This is a genomic window from Deltaproteobacteria bacterium, assembly GCA_029858205.1.
In the GTDB taxonomy this organism is placed as follows: Bacteria; Desulfobacterota; GWC2-55-46; order GWC2-55-46; family DRQE01; genus JAOUFM01.
Map to the genome: position 1 here is coordinate 1 of JAOUFM010000017.1, position 24,373 is coordinate 24,373.

Annotated in this window: 27 protein-coding genes; 22 read left to right on the plus strand and 5 right to left on the minus strand. The window is 51.3% G+C overall.

The window, feature by feature from the left end; genetic code table 11:
* On the minus strand, window positions 1-316 hold a 316-nt coding region (locus tag OEV59_09530; protein MDH4227968.1), incomplete at its 3' end, for a radical SAM protein.
* A gap of 250 nt (window positions 317-566) precedes the next feature.
* Between OEV59_09530 and OEV59_09535 the strand changes: the two genes are divergently transcribed.
* The 19 genes from OEV59_09535 (at window position 567) to OEV59_09625 (ending at window position 16,197) form a co-directional block, all read left to right on the plus strand.
* Complete coding sequence (locus OEV59_09535) at window positions 567-1,568, plus strand: radical SAM protein (protein MDH4227969.1); 1,002 nt, start codon at window positions 567-569, stop codon at window positions 1,566-1,568.
* Window positions 1,555-2,364 (plus strand): lipopolysaccharide kinase InaA family protein, encoded by an 810-nt coding sequence (locus OEV59_09540; GenBank protein ID MDH4227970.1) that lies wholly within the window; start codon window positions 1,555-1,557, stop codon window positions 2,362-2,364. Before OEV59_09535 ends, OEV59_09540 begins: the two co-directional genes overlap by 14 nt.
* 19 nt (window positions 2,365-2,383) lie before the next feature.
* On the plus strand, window positions 2,384-3,493 hold the full coding sequence (locus OEV59_09545; GenBank protein MDH4227971.1) for a glycosyltransferase: 1,110 nt from the start codon (window positions 2,384-2,386) through the stop codon (window positions 3,491-3,493).
* Entirely contained in the window at window positions 3,486-4,394 is a 909-nt protein-coding gene (locus OEV59_09550) for a glycosyltransferase (GenBank protein MDH4227972.1), read from the plus strand. The genes OEV59_09545 and OEV59_09550 overlap by 8 nt, the downstream gene beginning before the upstream one ends.
* 15 nt (window positions 4,395-4,409) lie before the next feature.
* Window positions 4,410-5,303 (plus strand): alpha-1,2-fucosyltransferase, encoded by an 894-nt coding sequence (locus tag OEV59_09555; protein MDH4227973.1) that lies wholly within the window; start codon window positions 4,410-4,412, stop codon window positions 5,301-5,303.
* Window positions 5,300-6,253 (plus strand): glycosyltransferase family 2 protein, encoded by a 954-nt coding sequence (locus tag OEV59_09560; protein ID MDH4227974.1) that lies wholly within the window; start codon window positions 5,300-5,302, stop codon window positions 6,251-6,253. The genes OEV59_09555 and OEV59_09560 overlap by 4 nt, the downstream gene beginning before the upstream one ends.
* A gap of 35 nt (window positions 6,254-6,288) precedes the next feature.
* Window positions 6,289-7,734: a glycosyltransferase family 39 protein gene (locus tag OEV59_09565; GenBank protein ID MDH4227975.1), complete on the plus strand. Its 1,446-nt coding sequence runs from the start codon at window positions 6,289-6,291 to the stop codon at window positions 7,732-7,734.
* A gap of 25 nt (window positions 7,735-7,759) precedes the next feature.
* Window positions 7,760-8,530 (plus strand): lipopolysaccharide kinase InaA family protein, encoded by a 771-nt coding sequence (locus OEV59_09570; protein MDH4227976.1) that lies wholly within the window; start codon window positions 7,760-7,762, stop codon window positions 8,528-8,530.
* On the plus strand, window positions 8,530-9,357 hold the full coding sequence (locus OEV59_09575; protein ID MDH4227977.1) for a hypothetical protein: 828 nt from the start codon (window positions 8,530-8,532) through the stop codon (window positions 9,355-9,357). Before OEV59_09570 ends, OEV59_09575 begins: the two co-directional genes overlap by 1 nt.
* Entirely contained in the window at window positions 9,357-10,343 is a 987-nt protein-coding gene (locus tag OEV59_09580) for an SDR family oxidoreductase (protein MDH4227978.1), read from the plus strand. Before OEV59_09575 ends, OEV59_09580 begins: the two co-directional genes overlap by 1 nt.
* An 18-nt stretch (window positions 10,344-10,361) precedes the next feature.
* The gene (gene rfaE1, locus OEV59_09585; GenBank protein MDH4227979.1) at window positions 10,362-11,360 is read left to right on the plus strand and encodes a D-glycero-beta-D-manno-heptose-7-phosphate kinase; all 999 of its coding nucleotides are present in this window, start codon (window positions 10,362-10,364) and stop codon (window positions 11,358-11,360) included.
* A gap of 13 nt (window positions 11,361-11,373) precedes the next feature.
* Window positions 11,374-11,907 (plus strand): DUF4416 family protein, encoded by a 534-nt coding sequence (locus OEV59_09590; protein ID MDH4227980.1) that lies wholly within the window; start codon window positions 11,374-11,376, stop codon window positions 11,905-11,907.
* Window positions 11,904-12,788 carry a YicC family protein gene (locus OEV59_09595; protein ID MDH4227981.1) on the plus strand — a complete coding sequence of 295 codons (885 nt, stop codon included), beginning with the start codon at window positions 11,904-11,906 and terminating at the stop codon, window positions 12,786-12,788. Before OEV59_09590 ends, OEV59_09595 begins: the two co-directional genes overlap by 4 nt.
* 47 nt (window positions 12,789-12,835) lie before the next feature.
* Window positions 12,836-13,420, plus strand: coding sequence for a guanylate kinase (gene gmk, locus OEV59_09600; protein ID MDH4227982.1), 585 nt, complete (start codon window positions 12,836-12,838; stop codon window positions 13,418-13,420).
* A gap of 87 nt (window positions 13,421-13,507) precedes the next feature.
* Window positions 13,508-13,717, plus strand: a complete 210-nt coding sequence (rpoZ, locus tag OEV59_09605) for a DNA-directed RNA polymerase subunit omega (protein MDH4227983.1) — start codon at window positions 13,508-13,510, stop codon at window positions 13,715-13,717.
* A 132-nt stretch (window positions 13,718-13,849) separates the two neighbouring features.
* Window positions 13,850-14,242, plus strand: coding sequence for a DUF302 domain-containing protein (locus OEV59_09610; protein ID MDH4227984.1), 393 nt, complete (start codon window positions 13,850-13,852; stop codon window positions 14,240-14,242).
* A 362-nt stretch (window positions 14,243-14,604) separates the two neighbouring features.
* Window positions 14,605-15,138: a hypothetical protein gene (locus OEV59_09615; protein ID MDH4227985.1), complete on the plus strand. Its 534-nt coding sequence runs from the start codon at window positions 14,605-14,607 to the stop codon at window positions 15,136-15,138.
* A gap of 81 nt (window positions 15,139-15,219) precedes the next feature.
* Window positions 15,220-15,618, plus strand: a complete 399-nt coding sequence (locus OEV59_09620; protein ID MDH4227986.1) for a hypothetical protein — start codon at window positions 15,220-15,222, stop codon at window positions 15,616-15,618.
* Between the two features lie 114 nt (window positions 15,619-15,732).
* Complete coding sequence (locus tag OEV59_09625; protein MDH4227987.1) at window positions 15,733-16,197, plus strand: hypothetical protein; 465 nt, start codon at window positions 15,733-15,735, stop codon at window positions 16,195-16,197.
* On the opposite strand, the gene OEV59_09630 is transcribed toward OEV59_09625, so the two are convergent.
* Genes OEV59_09630 through OEV59_09645 form a run of 4 tightly spaced genes read right to left on the minus strand, consistent with a single transcriptional unit; the run spans window position 16,192 to window position 22,402 of the window.
* The gene (locus tag OEV59_09630) at window positions 16,192-18,030 is read right to left on the minus strand and encodes an ABC transporter ATP-binding protein (GenBank protein MDH4227988.1); all 1,839 of its coding nucleotides are present in this window, start codon (window positions 18,028-18,030) and stop codon (window positions 16,192-16,194) included. The two genes, OEV59_09625 and OEV59_09630, sit on opposite strands and share 6 nt — an antisense overlap.
* A complete protein-coding gene (locus OEV59_09635; protein ID MDH4227989.1) occupies window positions 18,027-19,193 on the minus strand; it encodes an ABC transporter permease in 1,167 nt (388 codons plus the stop codon). The genes OEV59_09630 and OEV59_09635 overlap by 4 nt, the downstream gene beginning before the upstream one ends.
* Window position 19,194: 1 nt before the next feature.
* Window positions 19,195-20,175, minus strand: a complete 981-nt coding sequence (locus OEV59_09640; protein ID MDH4227990.1) for an ABC transporter permease — start codon at window positions 20,173-20,175, stop codon at window positions 19,195-19,197.
* A 4-nt stretch (window positions 20,176-20,179) separates the two neighbouring features.
* The gene (locus OEV59_09645; GenBank protein MDH4227991.1) at window positions 20,180-22,402 is read right to left on the minus strand and encodes an ABC transporter substrate-binding protein; all 2,223 of its coding nucleotides are present in this window, start codon (window positions 22,400-22,402) and stop codon (window positions 20,180-20,182) included.
* A gap of 135 nt (window positions 22,403-22,537) precedes the next feature.
* Between OEV59_09645 and queD the strand changes: the two genes are divergently transcribed.
* From queD to OEV59_09660, 3 genes are all read left to right on the plus strand, one after another.
* On the plus strand, window positions 22,538-22,906 hold the full coding sequence (gene queD, locus OEV59_09650) for a 6-carboxytetrahydropterin synthase QueD (protein ID MDH4227992.1): 369 nt from the start codon (window positions 22,538-22,540) through the stop codon (window positions 22,904-22,906).
* A gap of 118 nt (window positions 22,907-23,024) precedes the next feature.
* Window positions 23,025-23,459 carry a hypothetical protein gene (locus tag OEV59_09655; GenBank protein MDH4227993.1) on the plus strand — a complete coding sequence of 145 codons (435 nt, stop codon included), beginning with the start codon at window positions 23,025-23,027 and terminating at the stop codon, window positions 23,457-23,459.
* A gap of 34 nt (window positions 23,460-23,493) precedes the next feature.
* Complete coding sequence (locus OEV59_09660) at window positions 23,494-24,237, plus strand: DUF4197 domain-containing protein (protein MDH4227994.1); 744 nt, start codon at window positions 23,494-23,496, stop codon at window positions 24,235-24,237.
* The last annotated feature ends 136 nt before the right edge of the window (window positions 24,238-24,373 follow it).

A 24,373-nucleotide genomic window follows, 5' to 3' on the forward strand; every position in this document is an offset into this window, starting at 1 on the left:
CTTCGGCCTCTCGTACCATGTCTGCGATATTTTTATGCAGAAGCGATTCGCCGCCCATAAAGAGGCTCACCTTCGGTATGCCAATCTCTGCCGCGTCCTTTATGACCTTTCTAAAGAGCTCCATGTCCATGAACCCGTGTTTACGCGTAAGTCCGGTGCTTTGCGGACACATGGGGCATTTAAGGTTGCACTGGCTCGTGGGCTCGATAAAGAGCTCCGATGGCGGCGCGTTTATATGGGAAGACCTGTCCTCGTAGGCTATGGAGCGAAGCGTTTTCTCAAGCGGCCTTGTGAGGAGTTTTTTAAGGCTTGTCATATTATATGGACGGGGTTCCCGGGCTTTCGCGTAATTTGAGTCCGACAGGCATGGTTAATGTTAACAGAGAGGCTGCTCTATTGTCAAATAACGCGGCCGGAATAAGGGGATTTCTTCATATTTATAAGCTTTTATATTGACCGTGTCTTTGGCATATAATACAATAATTTATTGAATAAAAACAGGGACCATCTTACATCCCGTTGTTTTATCAGGAGAATTCTTGGTGTTACCTGCTGCTACCGAAAAAATGACACCGGCGGGCTTTAATCTCTCGCACTGGTGGAAGAGGCGAAACAATCGGGCGCTAAATAAGCGCGAGTTTCGCGAAAGAAGGACTGTTCTTAAGTCCATGCCGCAGATCGCGTACTTGGACGTCTCGAACGCGTGCCCGCTCTCGTGCCCGCTTTGCCCAACAGGGAAAAAGGAGTCGAGTGCTGTAAAGGGGCTGATGAAGTTCTCGACCTTTAAAAAGATATTCGACGAGATCGGCCCGTATCTCTACGAGCTGCATCTCTATAACTGGGGCGAGCCGCTTCTAAACCAGGACCTTCCCGAGATGATACGCTATGCCAAGAGCCGCTACGACGTGGACGTCATCCTCAGCACTACTCTAATGAAGGTCTCGAAGGACCTTGCAACAGAGTTAATAAAGGCAAAGCCTGATTTGATAAGCCTTTCCATAGACGGCGCTACCCAGGAAGTTTACGAGAAGTACAGGGTCGGCGGCAAGCTAGATGAGATATTTGCTACACTTCGCCTTATGGTTGACGTGAAGGACACACTCGGGCAAAAGAAGCCGCTTCTTCGGTGGCAGTTCATACCCATGAAGCACAACGAGCACGAGATAGAAACAGCGAGAAAGATGGCCTCTGAGATGGGTGTCGCCTTCAGAACCCATAGGGTAAGGCTAAACGTCACGAACTTCGATAAAAAGGACTTTAAGGACATACTCGAGGAAAATAAGGACTGGCTGCCGAAGGACGAAAAATACATCCGTTACGACGACTCAGGCGCCAAGAGCGTTTGCAAGTTTCTCTGGGACAGGGTGATCGTCAACTTCGACGGCTCCATAGCGCCGTGCTGCAAGATATACACCAAGGAAGACCTGTTTACCGATAAATATCCGGAAAGTTTTCAAGACGTCTGGAACGGCGAGAAATACCAAAAGGCGAGAGCGATATTTACGGGCACGACAACCGACAAGGATTTTGTCTGCCAGAGGTGCTTTGACAGGGATGGAAATATCTGAGAAGCGGCTTAAGGTTTCGGGCAAGTGGAAGGTCCTTATAAACGAGGCGCTTTGCAAGGGCGGCCTTGCCGAGGCCGTGATTTCGGCAATCGAGGGCAAAGGTAGCGAGGCGCTAAAGCGCCTTAAAAGCTCGGAAACAAGCCGCGTCTGGAAGTTCGGGTTTGGCGGCGTTGATTATGCCGTAAAGGAATTTCTCGGCCGCGGTTTTTTCGAGCCAATAAAGACGCGCTTTAAGGGCACGCGGGCCATGCGCGCATGGAAGGGCGGAAGGCTGCTTCTGGAAAACGGCTTTAAGACGCCGCCGCTCGTAATGGAGATAGAGGGCCCGGGTGCGAGGAATTTTCTCGTTACCGCCTTTGTTGACGATGTCACAGGGCTCTTTACGTTGTCTCGCGAACTAGCGAAAAAAGGCGGGGCCGAGGCTTCTCGCATAAGGCGCAGATGCGCACGTGCCCTTGGCGATACCGTCGGCAGGATGCATGCCTTGGGCCTTGTGCACGGGGACTTAAGGCTCGAGAACATCCTTATCAAGGGAGCTGAGCACGGCAGGTGCGAGCTCTTTTTCATAGATAACGAAAGAAACGTGAAGTATCCGAGGCGGCCTCCTATCGACAAGATAGAATGGAACCTCGTGCAAATCAGCATGGTGCTCGTGCCGGACGCCGACAGGGCGGCGTGCTTTGCGGCGTACTTAAAGCGGATGCCCGAGCTTAAGGCGCGTAAAACAGAGCTTGGCAGCAAGGTCATGGCTACGGCCAGAAAAAGAATCGAAAAAAAGCACGGAAGAAGCATTTGAAAAGGAATATTTCATATAGATGAGCAAGCGTAGGAAGGTAATGTTCGTTTTCACCGAGGACCCGGGAAATGGCTCGCCGCTCTATGCAGATCTTTTTGCGAGGCTCTCCAAGGCAGGGTTCGATGTGTCCTCGTGCTTTCTAAGAGGCAGGAGAAACGATCTCTCGCTTGTAAACTCCATCTATATCGAAGAGGCCATTGGCGAGAAGCCCGGAGAGTACGATACCGTTAGAGAGCTCGCGCGCGTAATAAGGGAGGAAAGGCCCGATATCGTGCATGCCCATAAGCACAAGGCCACGGTGTACTCGGTATGGGCTTCGCTCTTTGCCAGGGGGCCAAAGATTGTTGCGCACGTGCACGGGCTCGGAAGGACGCGTAACTTTAAGCGCAAGATTTCCAACTTTTTTACCTACAGGTTCCTTTCCGCCATTGTCGCTGTTTCCAATGTCGTGAAGGACGATATACTAAAGAATAATCTTTTTGTCGACAAGCAAAAGGTGAAGGTCGTTTATAACGGCATAGACCCGGTAAGTGTTGCTTACGGAGCGGACGAAAGGAAAGAGGCGCGTAAAACCCTTGGCATTGCCGAGGATGAGTTCGCGTATGTCACCGTCGGCCGCCTTGTGCCGACAAAGGGCCAGAGCTACATGCTTGAGGCCTTCTCCATGCTTCGGCCCCGCGGCGTGATGCGCGTGTATATGATAGGGAGCGGCCCGCTCGAGGCGGAGCTTAAGGGGCAGGCCGAAAAGCTTGGCATAGCGGACAAGGTAAAATTCCTTGGCTATAGAAATGACGTGGGAAAACTGCTTTGCGGCTTCGATTGCTTTGTGTTCCCGTCTGTTGCCGAGGGGTTTCCGCTCGCAATACTCGAGGCAATGGCAGCTGGCGTTTGCATAGCAGCCGCCGATGTAGGAGGCATAAAGGAAGCGCTTACCGGCATAGCGCGCATTGTGGAGCCTAAAAACAGCGAGGCCCTTGCAAAGGCCATGGCCGAGGTCATAGACATGGACGAGGGAGAAAGATACAGGGAAGGCCGCGCTTTGAGGTTGAAGGTCGAGGAGTCGTTTACGGTTACGAAGATGGCAAGGGCGTTTATCGATGTCTACGGCGAGGTGCTAAAGAATGCCTGAGCAGATGCCTGTGGTGACGGTCGTTATTCCGGCGTATAACCATGCTCCTTATATAGAGGAGTGTGTGGAGAGCATACTTGCCGAGCGCTACCCTGCGCTTGATTTGATAGTCATAAACGACGGCTCCACGGATTCAACACTTGAAAAGATAGAAGGGCTTACGAAAAGGCATCCCGGAGCATTTAGGTATGTCGACAAGAAGAACGAAGGGCTTGCAAAGACACTTAACCTCGGCTTATCCATGGCAAAGGGCAGCTATTTCGCCGAGCTTGCTTCCGATGATTCGCTTATCCCTGGGAGCATAGTGAAGAGGGTTGAGTTCCTTGAGAAAAACCCCGGCATCGATGCCGTGTTTGCGGATTGCCTGCTCATGTACGGGAATGAAAAAACCAATAAGCGCCTTATAAAGGACTCTGGCAAGACAGGGCACAGGAGCCCGGTGCACGGTCTCGTGGATTACATAAGCAAGGCAACCGAGATATTTTTCCCAACCGGCATGATAAGAACAGACACTCTAAGAAGGCTCGGGGGCTTTGACGAGGATTTTAGATATTGCGAAGACATGCTCATGCGCTACGTGCTGACACTTAAGACGAAGATAGAGTATATCGACGAGCCTGTGATGAACTACCGGCGCCACCCGTCGAACGTGTCGGGCAGCCCGTTAAGGATTGTGCCTGAGAAGATACTTGCGTTAGATAAGCTTACGCGTATGACCGACGACCCTGCAGTGAAGAGATGGATAGATAAGCGGCTCTTCAAGTACAATGTCGCATATTTTCGGGACGGCATAAAGGCCGGTATGGACAGGGAAAAGCTAAAGCCCTATATAAGGCGCGCAAGAGAGATGCGGCCGTGGTCTCTAAAGGCGTTGTATCTTAGGTTGCTTCTTGCGTTTTAGGAATGGAGATACGGCGTGGTCATTGTAAAACTTACGGGCGGGCTCGGTAACCAGATGTTCCAGTACGCTGCTGCCAGGGCGGTTGCGCTTCGCCGTAACTCAGAGCTCAAGCTCGATACCGGGGATTTCGGCAATATAACGGGCTTTGCCGGAGTGGATTCGAGATATTATGCGCTCGGGTGTTTTGCTCTTGATGTAAAGGTTGCAACAAAGGACGAGATCATGGCGTGCAGAGAATCATGGCGGGATTCTTTGCCAAAAGGGCTTAGGCGTTCGCTCGACTCGGTGACGCCCGCGTCGATGCTTCGTTATGTAAAGGAAAGGCAGTTTAACTTCGATAAGCGCATACTTTCGCTCGGGGAAAATGTGTATATGGAAGGCAACTGGCAAAGCGAGAAATATTTTAGCGACGCAAGGGGAGCAATAAGGAGCGACTTCGCGTTCAAGGGCGCTCTTTCCGGACGCAACATGGAATTGGCTTCCATGATGGGCCAGGCAGATGCCATTTCACTTCATGTAAGAAGGGGCGATTATGTCACCAACGCTAAGACCAACGCCGTGCACGGCACTTGCACGCTTGAGTATTACGGCGAGGCCATGAAAAGGGCGGCAGCCGATCTGGCCATGCCGCATTTTTTCGTGTTCTCCGACGATATCGCATGGACAAAGGCCAATATTAAATCAGAGTTTCCTACGACTTTTGCCGATGGCAACATCGAGAGGCCGTACGAGGACATGCATCTGATGAGCCTTTGTAAGCATCATATAATAGCCAACAGTTCTTTTTCATGGTGGGGGGCGTGGCTTGGCGCAAATCCTCTTAAGCGTGTTTTTGCGCCGCCAAACTGGTTTGCTTCGTTCGATAAGGATACCAGGGACCTTATACCCGAGAGGTGGGTGCGTGTATGACAAGGCAAGCGCTAGAACAAAAAGATTTCCAGTTCAAGAAAAAGACGCCGCTCGTTTCAGTCGTCATTCCCGTTTATAACCACGAGGCTTACGTTGCCGCCGCGATAGACAGCGTGCTCACGCAGGACTACCCGGCGGTTGAGCTTATGGTCATAAACGACGGCTCGACGGATTCAACTGACAAGGTGGTAATGGAGAAGCTAAAGGCCTCGGGCGGCGCCTTTACGTACGTATCCAAGCAAAACGAGGGAGTTGCAAAGACGCTAAGTGTGGGGCTCGATGCCGCAGATGGAAAATATTTCATCGAGCTTTGCTCCGACGACATCATGACAGAGGGAAGCATCCGTAAGAGGGTCGAGTACATGGAGGCCCATCAGGAATACGACTGCGTATTTGCCAATGCGCGCATAATGGACGCCTCGGGTGCGCCAGGAGAGGTGATAATCAAGGACGGGGTCGGCAAGCCATCGCATGTAACGGCGCTGCATACCTTCGAACAGTTTGTCAAGAGCAGGACTCTTATGATAATGCACACGGGAATATTCAAGACCGAGAGGCTGCGTGCCCTTGGCGGCATTGACACGAACTTTTACAGCGAGGACGTGTACACGCGCTACCTTTTTGCGAGAAGGGCAAATGTCGGATACTTAAACGAGCCGGTGCTTTACTACAGGATGCACGATACCAATATCTCGCGCGGCAAGCCCTTCTGGATGCGCAGAGAAAAGGTCATGGCATTTGAAAAACTTCTAAGGGACGAGGATAGCGAGGAAATGCGCCCGGTCATAGAGGAGCAGCTTTTTCTCGAGTATATAAAGTATCTAAAGGCGGGGCTAAGGCACAGGATAAAAAAAGAGGACATGATAAGTGTGGCCCAAAGATCGCTTGCCATGAGGCCGTTTTCCGTAAAGGCGCTTTACTACAGGGTGCGCGCCATTTTCATGAGGTAGTCTCGTTGTCTGCCAAGGGGTGATAAATGGGGTTGTTGAAGACGATACAGGAGATGCCGGCAGGAAGGAAGTTTCTGGCGATATTCATGTTCGCCGTTCTATTTCGCCTGTGCATGGCGCTCATAGCCGTTACCGTTGCTTCCGATAGCGTAATATATCTTTATCTGGCCGGTAATTTTTCGTCAATGGGTTTTGGAGGGCTTGTCGATTGGCTTGTTCCTCCAGGGTATCCGTTTACTGTCGCTATCGCGCTTAATGTCGTAGACGATCCTGAGTTCGCAGGCAGGCTTGTGGCGATGTTCTTTAGTTCCCTTACGGTGCCGCTTGTCTATTATCTTTGCAGGCGCCTGTACGATGAGAAAATCGCGCTTACCGCGGCCTTCTTCGTTGCCGTGCACTATTTCGTCGTGCGCTACAGCGGCGAGGTGCTGACCGAAGGGCTCTACGGTTTTCTTCTTGCGGCCTTTCTTATATTCGCCATAAAGGGCGTTAGGGATAGAAGTTTCCTTTACATGGCGCTCGCAGGGCTTTTTTCCTCGTTTGCGTACCTTACGAGGCCCGAGGGCGCGGGGCTCCTCGGACTGCTGTCCGTATGGCTTTTTGTTGATAATATCCGCGCTCTCGGTAAAGACTGGTTCGTACGCGTAAAACTTCTTTGTGTTGCATGGGCGGTGTTCCTGGTTGCCGCTGCGCCTTATATTTATCATATGTATGATCATTTCGGAGAGGCGAGGATATCGGGAAAACTTACCACATCTAATATAGTGGACGCAACGAGCGGGATAGTCAAGAACGAGGAAAACATTTCAAAGCTTGCCAGGAATTTCATGAGAACGCACACGTGGCCGTTCTTTGTCCTGTTCGCGGCAGGACTTTACGCGAGGTTTCGGCGCGAAAGAAGGAGCGAGGATATATTTCTATTTGTTATTTGGGGCGCTTATACCGTCCTTTATACCGTCATACGTCCGGATTCAAGATATTTTGTCGAGCACATGGCGGTGTTTTTGATATTTTCATCAGCAGGGTTTATTTATTTCGTAGACTCCCTTGCAGCGCGCTCCGGGTGGAATAAGCGTGCGCTTATCGTTGCTGTCGCGGTTCTTGTGGCGCTTACGGCCATGCAGCTAAGAAAGACCTATCCGGTAAGGGCGCACCAGATAGGCGAGATAACAGCCGGAAAATGGTTCAAGGAAAACGTCGGGCCCGGGCAAAGCGTAAGTGTCGAGCCTAGCTACCACGACCATAATAACGTGTTCGTATATTTTGCAGGCGCAAAGTACGTGCCGAGGACGGAGAAGACTGTCGACGAGCTCGTGCGGTCGGCAAAGGAAAAGGGCGTTATTTACGTTGCCGGGTATGTAAAGGACTTTTCCGCTACCTTTGCAGGTTTCGATGCGCAGAAAAAGAATTACCTTGAAGAGGTCAAATATTTCAGCGGCGAAAGCAGCAAGGCCGATTATGTCATATACAGGATAAAATAGCGCGCTGCGTTTATTTATGGGCGGATTGAAGATAAAAATATCAAAGGCAGCGGAAACGCTCGGCATAGAGGAGATGCTTGCTTTGCCGGATGTATTTTCCGGCGCCGGCGCGCGTATTATAAAGAGCAGTGCCTCGTCCGCCATAGGAGTAAGGAAGCTCGGGGATGTCGAGCTTCTTGTAAAAAGGTTTAACTACAAGGGCGCGCTGCATTCGCTTGCGAGAAGGATTGCCGGGTCAAGGGCAAAAAGCCTTTTTAAAAGGAGCGAGGCGCTTTTCGAAAAGGGCCTTCCCGTGCCAGAGCCTCTTGCGTATGCCGAGGGTAGTAGGGTCTCGTACTTTGTTTCGCGCTACGTAAGTGCAGTAAACGATCTCGGCAACCTTTCCAAAGAGCGCGGCCTAAAGACATTTCCCGCTCTTGCGGCATCGCTTGCAAAGGCCGTTGTTGCTTTTCACGTCGCAGGCGCTGTGCATGGGGATCTTAAATGGACGAACATACTTATGCTCGAAGGCAGCGGCAAAAAGGGTTTTGAGTTCTGTTTCGTCGACATTGATCAGACGCGCCTTTGCCGGTCATTTGATAGAAAGGGCGCGGCAGCAGACCTTACTGCATTCGTTGGTTACGGCATGCGCATGAACGAGAGGGAATGGGTTGAGGGTGAATTCCTTCCTGCTTACGAAAGAGAGCTTTCTTCAAAGGCAGGGCAAGGCGTTGACATGGGCCTTGTAGTGAAAACTGCATCCGCGCGGTATGCCGCGTGGAAGAAGCGCCAAAAGACCGCAAGGCACGGTGGCTGATGGAATTCAATGAAAGAGACGGGCTTACAGTTAACGCCGCTTATGAGAACGCGCTGAAAGAAGGCGGCCTCCTGGGCTTCGATGCCGTTATGAACTTCGAGGGTGGGCGCGTTATAAAGCGCAAGGCAACTCGCTCGATTATAAGGTTTGAATTGCCGGATGGGCAGACGTTGAAGGCGTTTTTCCTTAAGCGCCATAAGTGGACTCACGGCGAGGCCCTTAAGCGGCTCATCAATTTGCCGCATCCGGAGGACGGACGTAACGAATGGGACATGACCGTGCTTCTCTCGAAGGAAGGCTTTCTTACGCCAGTGCCCGTTGCCTACGGCGAGAGAAAGAAGGGCGGCATGGTGGTCGAGTCGTTCTATATTTCCGAGGAGATTCGCGGCGCAATAAGGCTTTCCGATTATATGCCGCTTCTTAAAACAAAAGGCGCTGACGGCGTTGGAGAGAAGCGGCGCATACTGGGAGAAGTGGGTAGGTTGGCAAGAAGATTCCACGATATGGGTTTTAACCACCAGGATTTTTATCTGTTGCATATATTCTATAGGCCGTCGTCAGGCGAGCTTATACTCGTTGATTTGCAGCGCGTGAACAGGAGAAGCTCTCCTGCAAGAAGCAGGGTTATAAAAGACCTCGGTCAATTCGTCTTCTCGGCCCAGAGGACAGTAAACGTCACAAAGGCCGATATCGTACGCTTCGGGCACGCGTACGCAGGGAAAAATAAGTTTGATATGACCGATAGAAAGATGATAAAAAGTATAATGGCAAAGGCCCATCGCATAGCAGCGCATAACGAGAAGGGCGTGAAAGGAAAGGCAAGATAGTGGCTATTGGCTCATTAAATGACAAGGCGCGCTGTTTTCTTGTAACCGGGGGCGGCGGCTTTATAGGCTCGAATCTTTCCCTGGCGCTTCTCAAGGACGGTCATAGCGTTACTGTAATGGATAACCTCTTGACCGGTGCGCGTAAAAATATCGTTGATATCGAGGATGCTTCAAAGGGAAGCGGGCGGTTTAAGTTTATCGAGGCCGATATACGGGACGTAGAGGCCTGTAAGCGGGCGGTGGAAGGTGTCGACATCGTTCTTCATAACGCAGCGCTTGGCTCTGTGCCGCGCTCCATACAGGACCCGTTCACGTCAACGGCAATTAACGTAGTAGGCACGCTAAATGTGCTTATCGCGGCAAAGGATGCAGGGATAAAACGTTTCGTATACGCGTCGAGTTCTTCTGTTTACGGGGATTCGGCAACGCTTCCGAAGAAGGAAGGCGATGAGGGCTCTCCGCTCTCTCCGTATGCCATAACAAAGGTCTCGAACGAGCTCTACGCAAAGGCATTCGAGAGAAACTACGGCATGGAGACAATAGGGCTTCGTTACTTTAACGTGTTCGGGCCAAGACAGGACGCGCTTTCTCCTTATGCGGCGGTAATCCCGATATTCGTTAGAAAGCTCCTCGCAAACGAGGCGCCGACCATAAATGGCGACGGCGAGACATCAAGGGATTTTACCTATATAGACAACGTCGTTGACGCGAACATAAAGGCAGCGTTTGCGCCGAAGGAAGCTGCAGGAAGGGCGTATAACATAGCGCTGGCAGGCAGGGTCACGTTAAACGAGCTTTATAATGCGATTGCAAAGCTTCTTGGCAAGGAGGGCATAAGGCCTGTTTACGGGCCGCAGAGGGCTGGCGATATACGCCATTCCTTTGCCGATATATCTCTTGCAAGGAAGTATCTTGGCTACGACCCGAAGGTGGGCTTCGAAGAAGGGCTTGGCAGATGTATCGGATGGTATAAGGATAACCTTTAACCCGGACGGACAAAACGAATGAAAAGGATACTCAACTTAAAGAAGGCTCTGGCAATAATTAATTCCATGAAAAAGGCGCGTGTGCTTGTGGCAGGCGACCTGATAGTGGACCACTTTATCTGGGGAAGCGTTACGCGTATCTCCCCGGAGGCCCCGGTGCCGGTCGTGAACGTTACAAACGAGACGGTGGTGCTTGGCGGCGCTGCAAACGTCGCCTGCAACATCGCTTCTCTTGGCGGACACGCCGCTCTCTCGGGTGTAATCGGGCGAGACAGGGACGGCGATGCGCTAAAGAAAATGCTCAAGGAGCGCGGCATCACGGGCTCGGGCGTGTTCACTGACCGTCACCGTCCGACCACCATAAAGACGCGCATCGTTGCGCAGCATCAGCAGGTTGTGCGGTTCGATAGAGAGAACTCTGAGCCGTATTCCCCGAAGATGCGCTCGAAAATCCTTTCAAGTGTGGCGCGTCTTGTCTCTGTTGCAGATGTCGTTGTCGTATCGGATTACGCCAAGGGGTACGTCAGCCGCGAGCTTGTCGAGAGGCTAAAGGACGCGTGCGCCAAGCGGGGCGTAAAGCTTGCAGTTGACCCGAAGGTCGAGCATATGGACTATTACTGGGGCGTATCTGTGATTACGCCAAATAACAACGAGGCGTCCGCTGCCTCGGGCATAAAGATAAAGGACGGAGAGAGTTTAAGGGAGGCCGCGCACGCCCTGCTCGACCGCTTGAGCGCGGAGGCCGTTCTCATAACAAGGGGAGAGCACGGCATGAGCCTTTTCTTCGACGGCTCTGAGACCCACATCCCGACTGTTGCAAGAGAGGTTTATGACGTAAGCGGCGCGGGAGATACCGCGATGGCGGTGCTCGCACTTTCGCTTGCTTCCGGCGCGACTTACGAGGAAGCGGCAGTGTTAAGTAACATCGCTGCAGGGCTTGTTGTTGAGAAGCTTGGCACGGCTACTCTTACCCCTGATGAGCTAAAGGCTGCCGTGAGAGCAAAGCTCGCGGACTAAAGTCTGGAGGCCTATGCGGCGCGCGAACCTTCCGGAGCCGGTAAAGCTTTTCTCGAGTGTTATTGCAACCGACGTTTCGTCCTTTACCGATGTGCGCGTACGGCTGAAGGCTGTGTTTGGCGCCGAGGACTATGTATCGGATGTGGCACGGTTTGCGCACACGGATTACTATAAAGAAGAAATGGGGCCGGCTCTTTCGCGTATCTTCGTTTCGTACGCAAAGCTCGTTGCGCCCGAAGAGATAGCAGCGGCAAAGCTCTTTACGAACGAAGTCGAAGAGGCCTTTCTTGGCCCAAACGGGAAGAGGCGGGTAAACATCGACCCCGGGTACGTGACGCTCCATAACGTGGTGCTTGCGAGCACGAAGAATTTTTCGCACCGCGTGCACATAAGGGGCGGGGTGTACGCAGAGCCCACACTCCTTTATTCGAAGAAAGAGGGCGGCTTTAGACCTCTTGAATGGACTTACCCGGATTACTCGGCAAAAGAGGCTAGAGAGATGTTTTCCATGCTAAGAAGGATGTACCAAAAGGAGATACGCGCGTGAAGACGAATGTAAAGAGCATGACAGGGTACGCAAGGGTTACCTTTGATGCGCCTACCGGAAGCGGCGTTGAGACCTTTTATATCGAGGTCAAAACGCTAAATAACCGCCACCTTGACGTCGGCGTAAAGATGCCAGAGAGGTTCTTTCGCCACGAGTTTGCGCTTAGGGACGCGGTGAAGAAGAAGTTCTCGCGCGGCTCTTTCAGTATCTACATCGGAAGCGGCTCTAAAGATGCCCCTCCGGTGAGCGTTAATATGGACGTTGCCCGTGCCTACAAGAAGGCTGCCGAGGATATCGGCAAGGCGCTTGGCGTTGACGGCTCCATAGACGCGAGATTCCTTCTTAAGCTTAAGGACGTATTCGGCGCTCCTGCTGCGGTTGACGCGGATTCGGATAAGGCCGTTTTGATGGACGCGGCTTCCAAGGCCTTTGACGAGCTCGATACCATGCGCGTAAGAGAGGGCGCTACGCTCGGCGCCGATATTTGCGACAGGCTTGCCTCCATGGAGGCGCATGTCGCAGCAGTTGAAAAGCTCATGCCTGCCTCGGTTGAGAAGTACAGGGAAAGGCTTAAATCCGAGATAACCTCGCTCCTTGGCAAGGCCGATGAGGACAGGATTATGGCCGAGGCCGCGTACTTTGCCGAGCGCGTAAACACGGCAGAGGAAATAGTCAGGCTAAAGTCCCACATAGAACAGGCAAGAAGCTATCTCTCTATGACCGAGCCCGTCGGACGAAAGCTCGATTTCCTCTGCCAGGAGTTCCTTAGAGAGGCCAACACCATCGCATCCAAGGCCCAGGAAACGGGCATTACCATGGCAGTTATCGAGATAAAGGGAGATATTGAAAAAGTGCGTGAACAGGTGCAGAATATAGAGTAGAATATAAGACACTACCCCACCGGTTGCAGCAAGAGGCAATATAACTGATGGTTATCGAAAATAGAAAAGGGAAGTTATTTATAATGTCTGGCCCCTCGGGCGCCGGTAAGAGCACGCTTTCTTCCAAAGTCCTTGGCGAGGTCGAGGGCATGGGTTTTTCCGTCTCTTATACCACGCGTAAGCCCAGGGCTGGCGAGAGAGACGGGGTTGAGTACCGCTTCGTAGACGACGCGGCCTTCGACGCGATGGTTGGAAATAACGAGTTCCTCGAGCACGCAGGGGTGCACGGCAAGAGGTACGGCACTGCGAAAAAAGACCTCGAGGCGATACTTGACGGCGGAAAAGACGTGCTCCTTGATATAGACGTGCAGGGCGCGGAGCAGCTCTCCAAGAAGTATAGAAAGGGCGTCTACATATTCATAACGCCGCCTTCCATAGAAGAATGCGCAAAGAGGCTCTCTGGCAGGGGCGTCATGGACAAGGCCGAGTTCGATAAAAGGGTGGCTGCCGCAGAGGAGGAGATAAAAATGTCCTCTTCGTACGACTATATAATAGTGAACGACGATATAGAGAAGGCCTTTGAAAAGCTAAAGGCCATTATAATGGCAGAGCGCACCAAGCGCGACGGGTAAGCGCGTATGGCCCCGGGGGCTTGCTTTTTACGGGGTTTTTGTGGTAGACTTATACCTTCGTTTCATGCGAAAGGAGGTGCTTGGTAGATGGCGAGAATAACAGTTGAGGATTGTTTGGAAAAGATTCCGAGCCGTTTTGCGCTTGTGCACGTTGCCGCGCAGAGGGCAAGGCAAATCATAAAAGGCTCAAGAAAGCTTGTTGAGTCGGAGAACAGGTCGGTTGTGAGCGCTCTTAGAGAGGTTGCAGCAGGCGAGGTTCAGATGGTAGAGCCGAAGAAGGTGACTAAAAAGAGGTAGCAGCGCGGTTTGTTTTTTTAAGCCCCCGCCCAAAGGCGGGGGCTTTTTTATTTGGCTGTTTCGTATGCTTTGCAACACGGCCTGAAATGGGGTAGACTTTATACATAAGAAAACACTTAAAGGAGGCAGTATATGGGAAACTACGGAATGTCTAAGAAGCTCGATATCTCCTACGAGGAGGCAATAGAAAAGACCAAGAAGGCCCTTAGCGCACAGGGTTTCGGGGTTCTTACAGAGATAGACGTGAAGGCGACCTTGAAGAAAAAACTCGATAAGGATTTTCGTAAATACATAATACTTGGCGCCTGCAACCCGCCGTTTGCGTACAGGGCCTTTACCGAAGAGCTCGAAATCGGGCTTCTTCTACCCTGTAACGTCATCGTGTATGAGAACGAGGGAGGGAAGGGCTCGACCGTTACGGCAGTGGATCCGGTGGTGTCTTTATCCCGTGTGGGTAGGAAAGACATGGAGCCGCTGGCGGAGGAAGTGAAGGGGTTGCTTAAGAAAGCCTTGGATAGTTTGTAGGCGTTACGAAACCGGCGATTTGCCTGTCATGCGTTGTTGCCGGGCATTTTTGCTTCCTCGACGTATCACAAAAGATACGCCTGCGGAGCAAAAATGCCCGTCGCCTAGCCTGATAGGCAACTTGCCGGTTTATGTTGGGTAAAGACTTTTTTAGCGTCTGGCAGAAAACTTGGCGGCCTGTGGGGGGGAAGCTGCATTTTTTTGAGATATCGGGTAAAAATAGGAATAATAAACCGGGCTAATCGTGTAGGGCGAGCATCACTGGTGGTTCTCCGTAGACATATTATTTTATGAACCTTATGCTAAAAAAAGGTGGAAGAATTGTTTCTGTGCTGTTTGTTTTTTTGTTTATTTGTGGCTGTATGGACGGTGAGAACAAAAGGCTTGAGGCCGAAGAGAAATTTATTGGTGCTGTTCAAGACCATCTTGGTATAAAGTTAGGGATGCCATACGAGGCGGCAAAGCAGAAGATGAAATGCGGAGAAGGAGTGACGAGAGTTTTTTCTCCAAGCGACGCATCTTCTTCCATGTATCTGTCATGTGTTGTTGAAAAAGATGGAGATAGATTTTATATAATTTTGTCAAGTTCGTGGGGTTATGCCGATTATGGCGAGGCCGTTCGTGTTAAAGGGATAGTTGTCGATAGCAAAAAGTTTCGTCTAAAAGATGGGGTTGGGGTCGGAACCGATTTTGGTACTTTTAAAAAAGTATATGGGAGTATATTTGGAGAAGAGTATAGACAGCTTGGTTTTGCACCGCACAGAGTGTATTTTGAGAATTCGCGTATTTTTTTGGAGTTCAAGATGACTAAAGGTAATACGTCGCTTGTTGATTCCGATAGTGTCGATGAAATATTTATACTGGAAAAGAACATACCGCCACATGGAATGTGGTAGTTCGTAGCCCTGACATCGCTAAGCATTTTCTTTTAACCTAAGGCCGCCTAGTGGCCTATTAGGGAAGGGAATTCATATAGCATGTCTAAATTAAAGGAATTAATATTAAGAAATGCCGAAGAGATAAGGCGCATAGATGCGCGTATCCACGAGACCGTAGCTTATAGGGATGAGAGCAAGGAAAAACATATGGAATGGTCAAATGCCTGCGCGGAGTTTCATGCGAGATACGATAAACTTGCTTTTCCAGGCGGGTACGAAGGTGCGTGTGAAAGAATGCTTGCCGGTGAGGAAGAAGCCATGGAAGCCGCAATTTGCTTTTTGGAGTGTAGACCGTATTTTTTCAGGTCAGGATATATGACCTCGGAGATTTTGCGTAAAATAAAGAAGGCTCCCTTGAGCGATGAGCAGCGGCAAAGATTGAATGCTGTTTTGTTGAAAAGGGAGGCGTATAGGCAAAAGAAGGTTAAAGCCGGGTAGGGTTGGCACTGCGCACCATATTCTTCTACCCCAAGGCCGCCTGATGGCCTGTAGTGGAAATAGCTTATGCCTCGTCTGATGCCAAACTTGCTATGTTGAAGGAATAAGTTGGTGATGAAAGATTTAAAGATGATTACTATCGAAATTAACGATGAAAGTGCGCTATATAAGGCGTTCGACATACTTCATGATGCACGGTTTTGTCTGCCCAAAGCGGTGTATAATCAGAATGATGGAACATGGAGTGCCGTATTTGAAAGGGAATATTTTGAGCAGGAGGGCGCGGTCAGGCAGGATAAAAAGTTTCTGTTTTTCAGACGCTATACGTTTCCGTTGGTGGAATGTACGGTGGTTTTGAGAAATCTATGCGATTTGCAGGTAAAAGATAAGTCAAACATCGAAAATTATATGTTTAATGAGATACAAAAGCATAAAGATGGATATAGCCTTGTCTTTTGCGAGGGAATGGAAATTGATTTGAAATTTAATAATGAACCGTTTGGCAGGTTGCAGGATATGCGGGTTTTGGAAAAGGAAGGAAGTATTTGGTCTTGGGGCAGGATGTTTAAAGACCTATAGCCTCGGCACCGCTGCAAGCAGCTTCTTCGTATACTCATTTTGAGGAGACGAGAAAATCTCCTCCACCGTCCCGTGTTCAACAATACGTCCGTCCTGCATAATCGCCACCTCGTCGGCAATATACTCGACAACCCCCAAGTCGTGCGTTATGAAGAGAAACGATATTCCAAGCTCCCTCTGTATGGATTTTAGAAGGTTTAGTATTTGCGCCTGCACCGAAACATCCAGGGCGCTTGTTGCCTCGTCGCAGATGATGAACTCCGGGTCAACTGCCAGAACCCGTGCTATCCCTATGCGCTGCCTCTGACCGCCGGAGAACTCGTGCGGATAGCGGCCCTTTGCATCTGCTGTCAAACCCACAAGCGATAGTACCGAATCTATTTTCCGCTCTGTCTCGTCATTCGAAAGCCCGGGCTTAAGGCTTCGTATGCCTTCTGCAATGATATCTCCGGCTGTCATCCTCGGGTTAAGCGACGAGTACGGGTCCTGGAATATGATTTGTATCTTGCTCCTGAAGTTTCGAAGTTCGTTCTTAGCGAGCGCCGAGATATCCGTATTGCCAAAAAGTATTTTTCCGCCCGTGGGCTCGATTAGCCTTAGTATGGATTTCCCGGCAGTTGTCTTTCCGCACCCGGACTCTCCCACAAGCGCAAGGGTCGAGCCCTTTCTTACGCTTATATCTATGCCGTCAACCGCCTTTACGTGGCCCTTTGTGCGCTTAAGAAAGCCCTTTTTAATAGGGAAGTGCTGTTTAAGCCCCTGTATGTCGAGTATCGTCTCCTTTGAAGTTGCCGCTGCCGCTGGCTTTGGGGGTTCCGTCTTCTCCGTTACGCCAACAGGCCGCGCTTTATCCGATGCCATGAATTCCTTATCAAAAAGATGGCAAGCTGCCGTATGTCCTGCCTCTACTTCCAGCAGCAGGGGCTCAGCTGCCCTGCACCCGGCCATTTCCTTATCGCATCTGCCGGCAAATCGGCAGCCTGCTCCGTAATCGGTCGACGCGGGCACTGTGCCGGGTATTGTGTCGAGCGCTTTGCCGCGCTTCACGGCAGCAGGCATGGAGTTAAGAAGCTTTACTGTATACGGATGAAGCGGCCTTTTGAACACATTCTCGACTGGTGCGAGTTCCACTATTTTCCCTGCGTACATCACCGCAACGCGTGCGGCGTTCTGTTTAACAAGCGCCATGTTGTGCGTTATAAGGAGCACTGCCATGCCAAGCTCTTTCTTTAGCTCGGCGATGAGCTTTAGTATTTCCTCCTGTATGGTGACGTCGAGCGCGGTCGTTGGTTCGTCGGCGATGAGCAGATCCGGCCGGCAGCTTAGCGCCATGGCAATCATCACGCGCTGGCGCATGCCGCCGGATAAGCGGTGCGGGTATTCATTATACAAGGTGTCGGGGTTGCGCATCCTGACCTTCCCGAGCATCTCGATTGCGATTTTACGCGCCTCATCCTTGTTTTTCCCCTGATGCAGCCTGATTGCCTCGGCTATCTGCTCGCCTATCGTGAACACCGGGTTCAAGGACGTCATCGGCTCCTGGAATATCATGGAAATTGACGCGCCGCGGATATCCCGTTTTTCAGCCTCTGTAAGCCTTGTTATTTCCTTGCCGTTTAAGAGTATCTCGCCTTCGGCTATCTTTCCGGACGGCTCTGGCACGAGCTGTATTATAGAGAGGGCTGTCATGGACTTTCCGCACCCGGACTCTCCGACGATTGCGAAGGTCTCGCCCTTTGCAATATCGAAGGACACGCCGTCAACGGCCCGCGCAGTGCCAAAGGGCGTGTCAAAGTGGGTCTTTAGGTTTTTTACTTCTATGACAGGCTTCATTTTCCTCTGCCTTGTCTAAGTTTCGGGTCCAGCGAATCACGTACGCTATCCGCAAACACGTTTGCCGGAAGCACAAGCGCGAACATGAATGCGAATGCAGCAAGGAGGTTCCACCAGACAACGGGCTCCCTCGATAGCTCGAGCCTGGCTGTGTTTATCATGTTACCCCAGCTGCCTGTTTCCGGGCCGACACCAATGCCTATGTAGCTAAGCACTGCCTCTGCCAATACAAGTCCGCTAAACTGCAAAACGAATGTTATGAGCACAAGGTGCAGCACGTTTGGTATAAGGTGCCTTGCGATTATTCCTGCGTTGGATACGGAGAAGGCGCGCGCTGCCTGCACGTATTCGAGTTCCCTTAGTTTGAGCGTCTCGCCGCGTATAAGGCGGCAGAGGTCTGTCCATGAGGTTATTCCCATGATGACGCAGAGCCAGAAAAGGCGGTCGTTAAAGACGAACACGCCAAGCGATATTTCGTCCTCTGTTACAAGCCCGCCCTGGTAGCCCTTTGTGCCGAAGAGAAGCATGAAGGCGACGATTAAGAGTATCGAAGGTATGGATGCAAGGGTGGTGTAGACGTATTGTATAAGGTCGTCTGTTATGCCGCCAAAATACCCGGCGAGAACGCCAAATAAGAGCGCGAATGGCACCATGAGAAGTGTTGCTCCTGTGCCGATGACAACGCCTGTTCTTACTCCCTTTAGCGCCATGTAGAGCACGTCCGTGCCGACCTTGTCAGTGCCAAGCAGGTGCGAGCCCGGGTGCTTTAGAGCCGGATAATCCCTGACAGTTCTTCCGTCCGCGAGAGTCATGCTCTCCTTTGCAAACGATTTTCCGGCAAGCGGAGCGGAGAAGGTCTTTTCCGTGTTGGTTCTAAGCCCTGTAAACACCCTGTCCAGAATCGAGAGCGCCTCTGCCGAGTGCAGCGCGCCTTTTGCGGCATCGGTATTTTCAACGCGGCTTCTCCAGCGGATAGAGTCGGCAAGCGCTATCAGGGCATACGCTGCCAGTACGGCAAGGGCAATCATTGCAAAGCGGTCTTTTCTCACGTGGCCCCACACAGAGGCCGCAAGCCCCGTGCCCCGCCGTGCCGAAATGGCGAAGTAAATGACAGCTGCCGCGAGCGCGTAAATCAATATGTCGGTTATAAGGATCGTCGGCATGTTATTCGAGCCTCACCCTCGGGTCGACGAGCGTGTAGCTTATATCGGTCAGTATCAGGCCTGTTATGTAGAGAAGCGAGCCCAGATACACCATGCTCCTTACTATCGCGAAGTCCTGGGCGTTGATTGCGTCTATCATGAAGCTTCCAAGCCCTGGTATCGCGAAGAAGTTCTCCATGATGAGGCTTCCGTAGAAGAGGAAGGGAAGAGAGACGACGACGTTAGTAAGCACCGGTATCATCGCGTTCTTTAAAGTGTGCTTAAAAAGCACGGCTGTTTCGGAAAGCCCCTTTGCTCTCGCAGTGCGCACGAAGTCCTTTCCGAGCTCTTCGAGAAATACTGTTCTGTAGAAGCGTACGCTGACTCCTACGGCGCCGACCACACCCACGATGACCGGAAGGAGCACGAACTTCAGAGCGTGCATGCCCGAGTCGTAGCCGGAGATGGGCACGAGCTTTAGAATTTTACCAAACATGTATTGCCCGCCGATGATGTAGAAGAGGGTTGAGATGCTCATTGCGGCAACGCACACGACAACACCCCATCTGTCTATGTAGGTTGAGCGCATGAAGGCGATTATCATGGCAAGGGTTAGTTCTATGAGTATGGCAAGGATGAATGTCGGCACTGCGATTGCGAGGCTTGGCCACATGCGCGTTCTTATTTCCTCGCCGATTGCGACGTTGTTTCTATCCGACCTGCCGAAATCAAGCCAGAGTAACGGCGCCGAGCGCTGCACGAATATGGTTTGCGTGAGAACGGAAAGCCCGCTTTCCTTCGTGTTCAAGAAGAGCGGCAGGTCGTAGCCGCGCTCTTTTTTCCAGTTGTCGACTAATTCCGGCGTAACGTTTTTCTCGCCAAGCATGCGGCGCGCGATGTCGTCAGGGGTGTTGATGTAGAAAAATAAAAGCGCGGTTATGACGTTAACCCCGATTATGATGGGCACTGCGTATGCGAGCCTTCTAAGTATGTATTTTAGCATCGCGTCAGTTCCTTTTTGCCTGGGCGCCGAATTTTTTCTTCACGGCCATTATGGCCGGGAGCGCCGATATCACGAGAAGCAGAAGTACTGCGATTACCGGCCACACGACCGGGCGGTTCCATGCATCGCGCATCTTTGCGCGCTCTAAAGCGTCGAGGCCGTAGTATTTCATCTCGTTATTTGCCATGGCGTTTGGCTTATAGTTTCCTGCCCAGCCGTGCTTCAAGGTGAAGCTTACCGGATGGTATCCGAAGGCCCATGGAGCGTCTTCTCTCGCTATTTCATTCATGCGCCGTATTATCTCGAGGCGCTCGCCTGAGTTGTCCATGTTCTCCATTATCTTAAAGAGCCGGTCGAACTCGGCGCTCGAGTAGTTAGCGCCGTTCTCGCCCTTGAACTTTACCTTGCCGTTTGGGCCGTAGAGTAGGAACATGAAGTTCTCGGGGTCCGGGTAGTCGGCGTTCCAGCCCCAGAAGGCGAACTGGAAGTCGCCGTTCGTCATTTTCTCCTGAAAGCGGTTACCGTCGGTCGTGCGGTTAACGAGGCTTATGCCGAGCTTGGCAAACTGCTTTATGTACCAGTTTATGTGCTGCGCGGATTCGGCCCCTGTCCATGCGTTGTCGAAGGTGATGGTGAGGGGGCGGCCTGTCTTATCGCGGCCGTCCGGGTAGCCGGCCTCCTTTAGAAGGCGCTTTGCCTCGTCAAGGGATTTTCTCTTCGGCCTTTGCAGCGTAGCGTCCCATTCATGCGTTAGCGGGTTAATGCCCGCGCTGCCCTCTTCATACCCGAATATTTTGGGCGGTATCGGCGTCATCGCCGCCACCCCTCTGCCGTTTGTGAATATCTCAATGAATTCTTCCTGGTCAAGGGCAATGGATATCGCCCGGCGAAGTTTCTTCTTTTCTTCGGAATATCCGCCAACTGTCTTATCGTTCATGTTGAAGATGTGAAAGTAACTGCTTGGCTTTACGAGTGTAACAAGGGCGATGCCCTTTTTCTTCATCTCATCAGATGGCTCGACTACGCCTTTACCGCCAAAGGCCACTGCGGCATCGAAGCTGTCGGAGGTTATGCCCGAGAGGTCGTAGTAGCCCTGCAGGAATTTATTCCACCGCGGAATCGCCTCGATTTCGAGCTTCATCACTATTTTGCTTACGAGCGGGAGCGGTTTGCCCGCGTCTTTAAGAAGCCCTGCTTCCTTATCCCCGGCCTCGCCCTCTGTTGGGTAAAAGCCGTTTGAGTAGTGCGGGTTTTTCTCAAGCACTATTTCCTTTCTCGGGTTGAGCGTTTTCATGAAGTACGGGCCCGTGCCTATGGGGAAGCGGTCGAGGGTGATGTTCTTATCGGCAAGCGCAGGCTGATTGTAGAAAACGTCTGCCTCCTTCGGCATTGGCGCGAAGAACGGCATCGCCAGCCAGTACGAGAACTGCGGGTACTTTCGCTTGAGTATTATCTTGAATGAATGCGTGCCGGTTTTCTTTAGCCCCTTGAACTCGTGCTTTGAGTAGTCGATTCTTATGGGATTTTTCTTTTCGTCCTCTGTCCTGTTGTATGTTGCTCCGGCTGCCTTTTTTCTTTCCTCGCGTATTGCCTTTATTTCCTTCCCAACAGAGGCCGAGAATTCGTCGAACCCGAGAATGTATTGCGACAGTATCGGCGCAATCGGCGAGCCTATCTTCGGGTCCGCAAGCCGCATCACTGCGTATATGTAGTCGTCTGCCGTAAGCTCGCGCGTTGCCTTGAGCTTAAAATCGTCCGGGCCGTTTATGCCCCTTAGCTCCGATGCCTTTATGTTCGCGTACACGGGCGTAGAGTCCGCGTTCTTTGCAAGTGCCGGGTGGTCCTGGTACATGAGGCCTTTTTTGATTATAAGGTCGTACTCTGCCCTGGCAACTGCCTCGGGCGTTGCATTGCTGCCAAGCCTTTTGCCTGCCTTGTCGTAGTACGCGGGCTCCGGAAGCTTTGTAAGAGTAAGGGGTATCAGCTCGTACGGGCGTTTAAGGTAATGGTATTCGAGCGGGGGTTCGTATATCTGCGCGATGATTGCGTATTCGTTTTCGCTGTACGATCTGGCCGGGTCCATGTGCTTTGGGACCTCGTCGAAGGTCGAGTAGAGGGTGTTCTCGTGTTTTTCCTCGCTTCTGTACGGGTTATTGGGCGTGCAGCTATTTAGCGCCGCAAAGGACGCGATTATTATGATGAGGCGTATTTTGGATGAAATGCGCATCGTGGCTTTAAAGCGTATCACAGGGGTTTTTTGGGGTCAAGAACGAGGGTAAATGCCAAAGGCGTTTTTATTTCCCAAATAACGCTATTATGGTAAAATCAAGGCCTGTAATCTTCTATAAAAAGGAGAACGCGTATGTATGAACTTACGATAGAAACCCATTTTGCCGCGGCGCATAACCTTAGAGGCTATGAGGGCGCGTGCGAGCGGCTGCACGGCCATAACTGGAGGGTCGAGGTCATGGTCACGGCAGAAAAGCTCGATTCGATAGACATGGCAGTGGACTTCAAGATACTAAAGAAAAAAGCAAACGAGGTCGTTGAATCGCTCGACCACCGCTACTTAAACGAGATTGCTCCGTTCGATAAGATAAACACCACTGCCGAGAACATCGCCCGCATCATATACGAGAGGCTTGCCCTTGCCATAAACGACGGCAATGTGAAGGTGGCAAAGGTTAGAGTTTGGGAGAGTGAGAAGGCGGCGGCAGCGTATTCTGAGTAGGCTGCGTCGAGAGGCATCTGTGGTTGTACGAAACCGGCGATTTTGCCGGCAGGCGTGACGCCTGCACCCGAATGTATGGAAAAAGATATTGTTCCCTGGATATGCCGCGTATGCGGCAGTGAGTTCGAAGAGCTGGGCGGCGGTATTTGTTGCTGTTGTAAAAAACCTGTTTGTAGAAAGTGTATTGTGCCGGAGCGCGGCAAGAAGGGCAGCTTGCCCAAAGACTTTAAGTGCAGCATCTGCGCGTCTGGCGGCGGCAAGGTCTGAATCAAGTTCAGGGTCAACTTGCGGGTTTGCTGGAGTGGTCATGGGCAAAAAGAAGAGTATCGGATGGATGACATGGGTTGGCGGGGCTCTTGTAGCTTTCGTGCTGGTGCAGTTGTGGATCCAGTGTATCTCGCTTTTTAAGTCCGCCAATTATTTTGGCTATAAAAATCATTATGGCCAAACGGTCGGCCCTATGGTGTTGCTTATTGTTTTGCTTATAGCGACACCCCTTGGTATCGTTATGGTATGGAAGCATTTTTATGGAAAACGCCGTAAGCCGGATTAGTGACTGGGTCAGAATAGCGGAAAGAGGAGGTTGTATGAGAAAAACGGTAATATTTGCGGCAGTTATGTTTTTGGCGTGCGTTTGGTCTGTCCCTTCTTATGCCGGGGATGATTGGTTAAAGAAGGGGCTTGAGAAGGTAGGCACGAAGAAAAAGGGCAGCGCCCCGGCCGAGCTTTCGGAAGAAAAGGTCATTGCAGGCTTAAAGGATGCGCTAAAGGTCGGCACAGGTAATACCGTCCAAAGGACGGGTAAGGAGGACGGGTACTTCAAAAACCCGGACATAAAAATCCCTATGCCGGAAGAGCTTAAAAAGGCAGAGAGTGTTCTTAGAAAGACAGGGCAGGGTGATAAGGCAGATGAGTTCATACTTAGTATGAACCGCGCAGCCGAGGCCGCGGCCCCGGAGGCAAAGGCCATATTCCTGGACGCGATAACGAAGATGACCTTTGCGGACGCAAAAAAGATATATAAAGGTGACGACACTGCCGCAACCGAGTACTTTAAAGGCAAGACAACCGAGCCGCTAACCGCCGCATTTACGCCGATAGTAAAGAACTCGACCAACAAGTACGAGGTAACGAAGAAGTATAAGAAGTTCGCCAGTAAGAACGAAAAGCTCATAAAGCTTGCCGGAGGTAAACCATTCGACCCGGACGAGTATGTGACGAAGAAGGCGCTCGAGGGGCTTTTTAAAATACTTGGCGAGGAAGAAAAGAAAATCCGCAAAGACCCGGCAGCACGGGTGACCGACCTGTTAAAAGAAGTTTTTGGGCGGTAGGGTGGTTGTATCCCCCTCTCCCCTTTGGGGAGAGGGGATAAGTTTGTTGGATTGGTATTGTGCTTCGCCAAGGTAGAAAGATTTTATACGGTAGTTGTTTGACCTATACATAAACCGTCAAATTGCGTTGATAGAG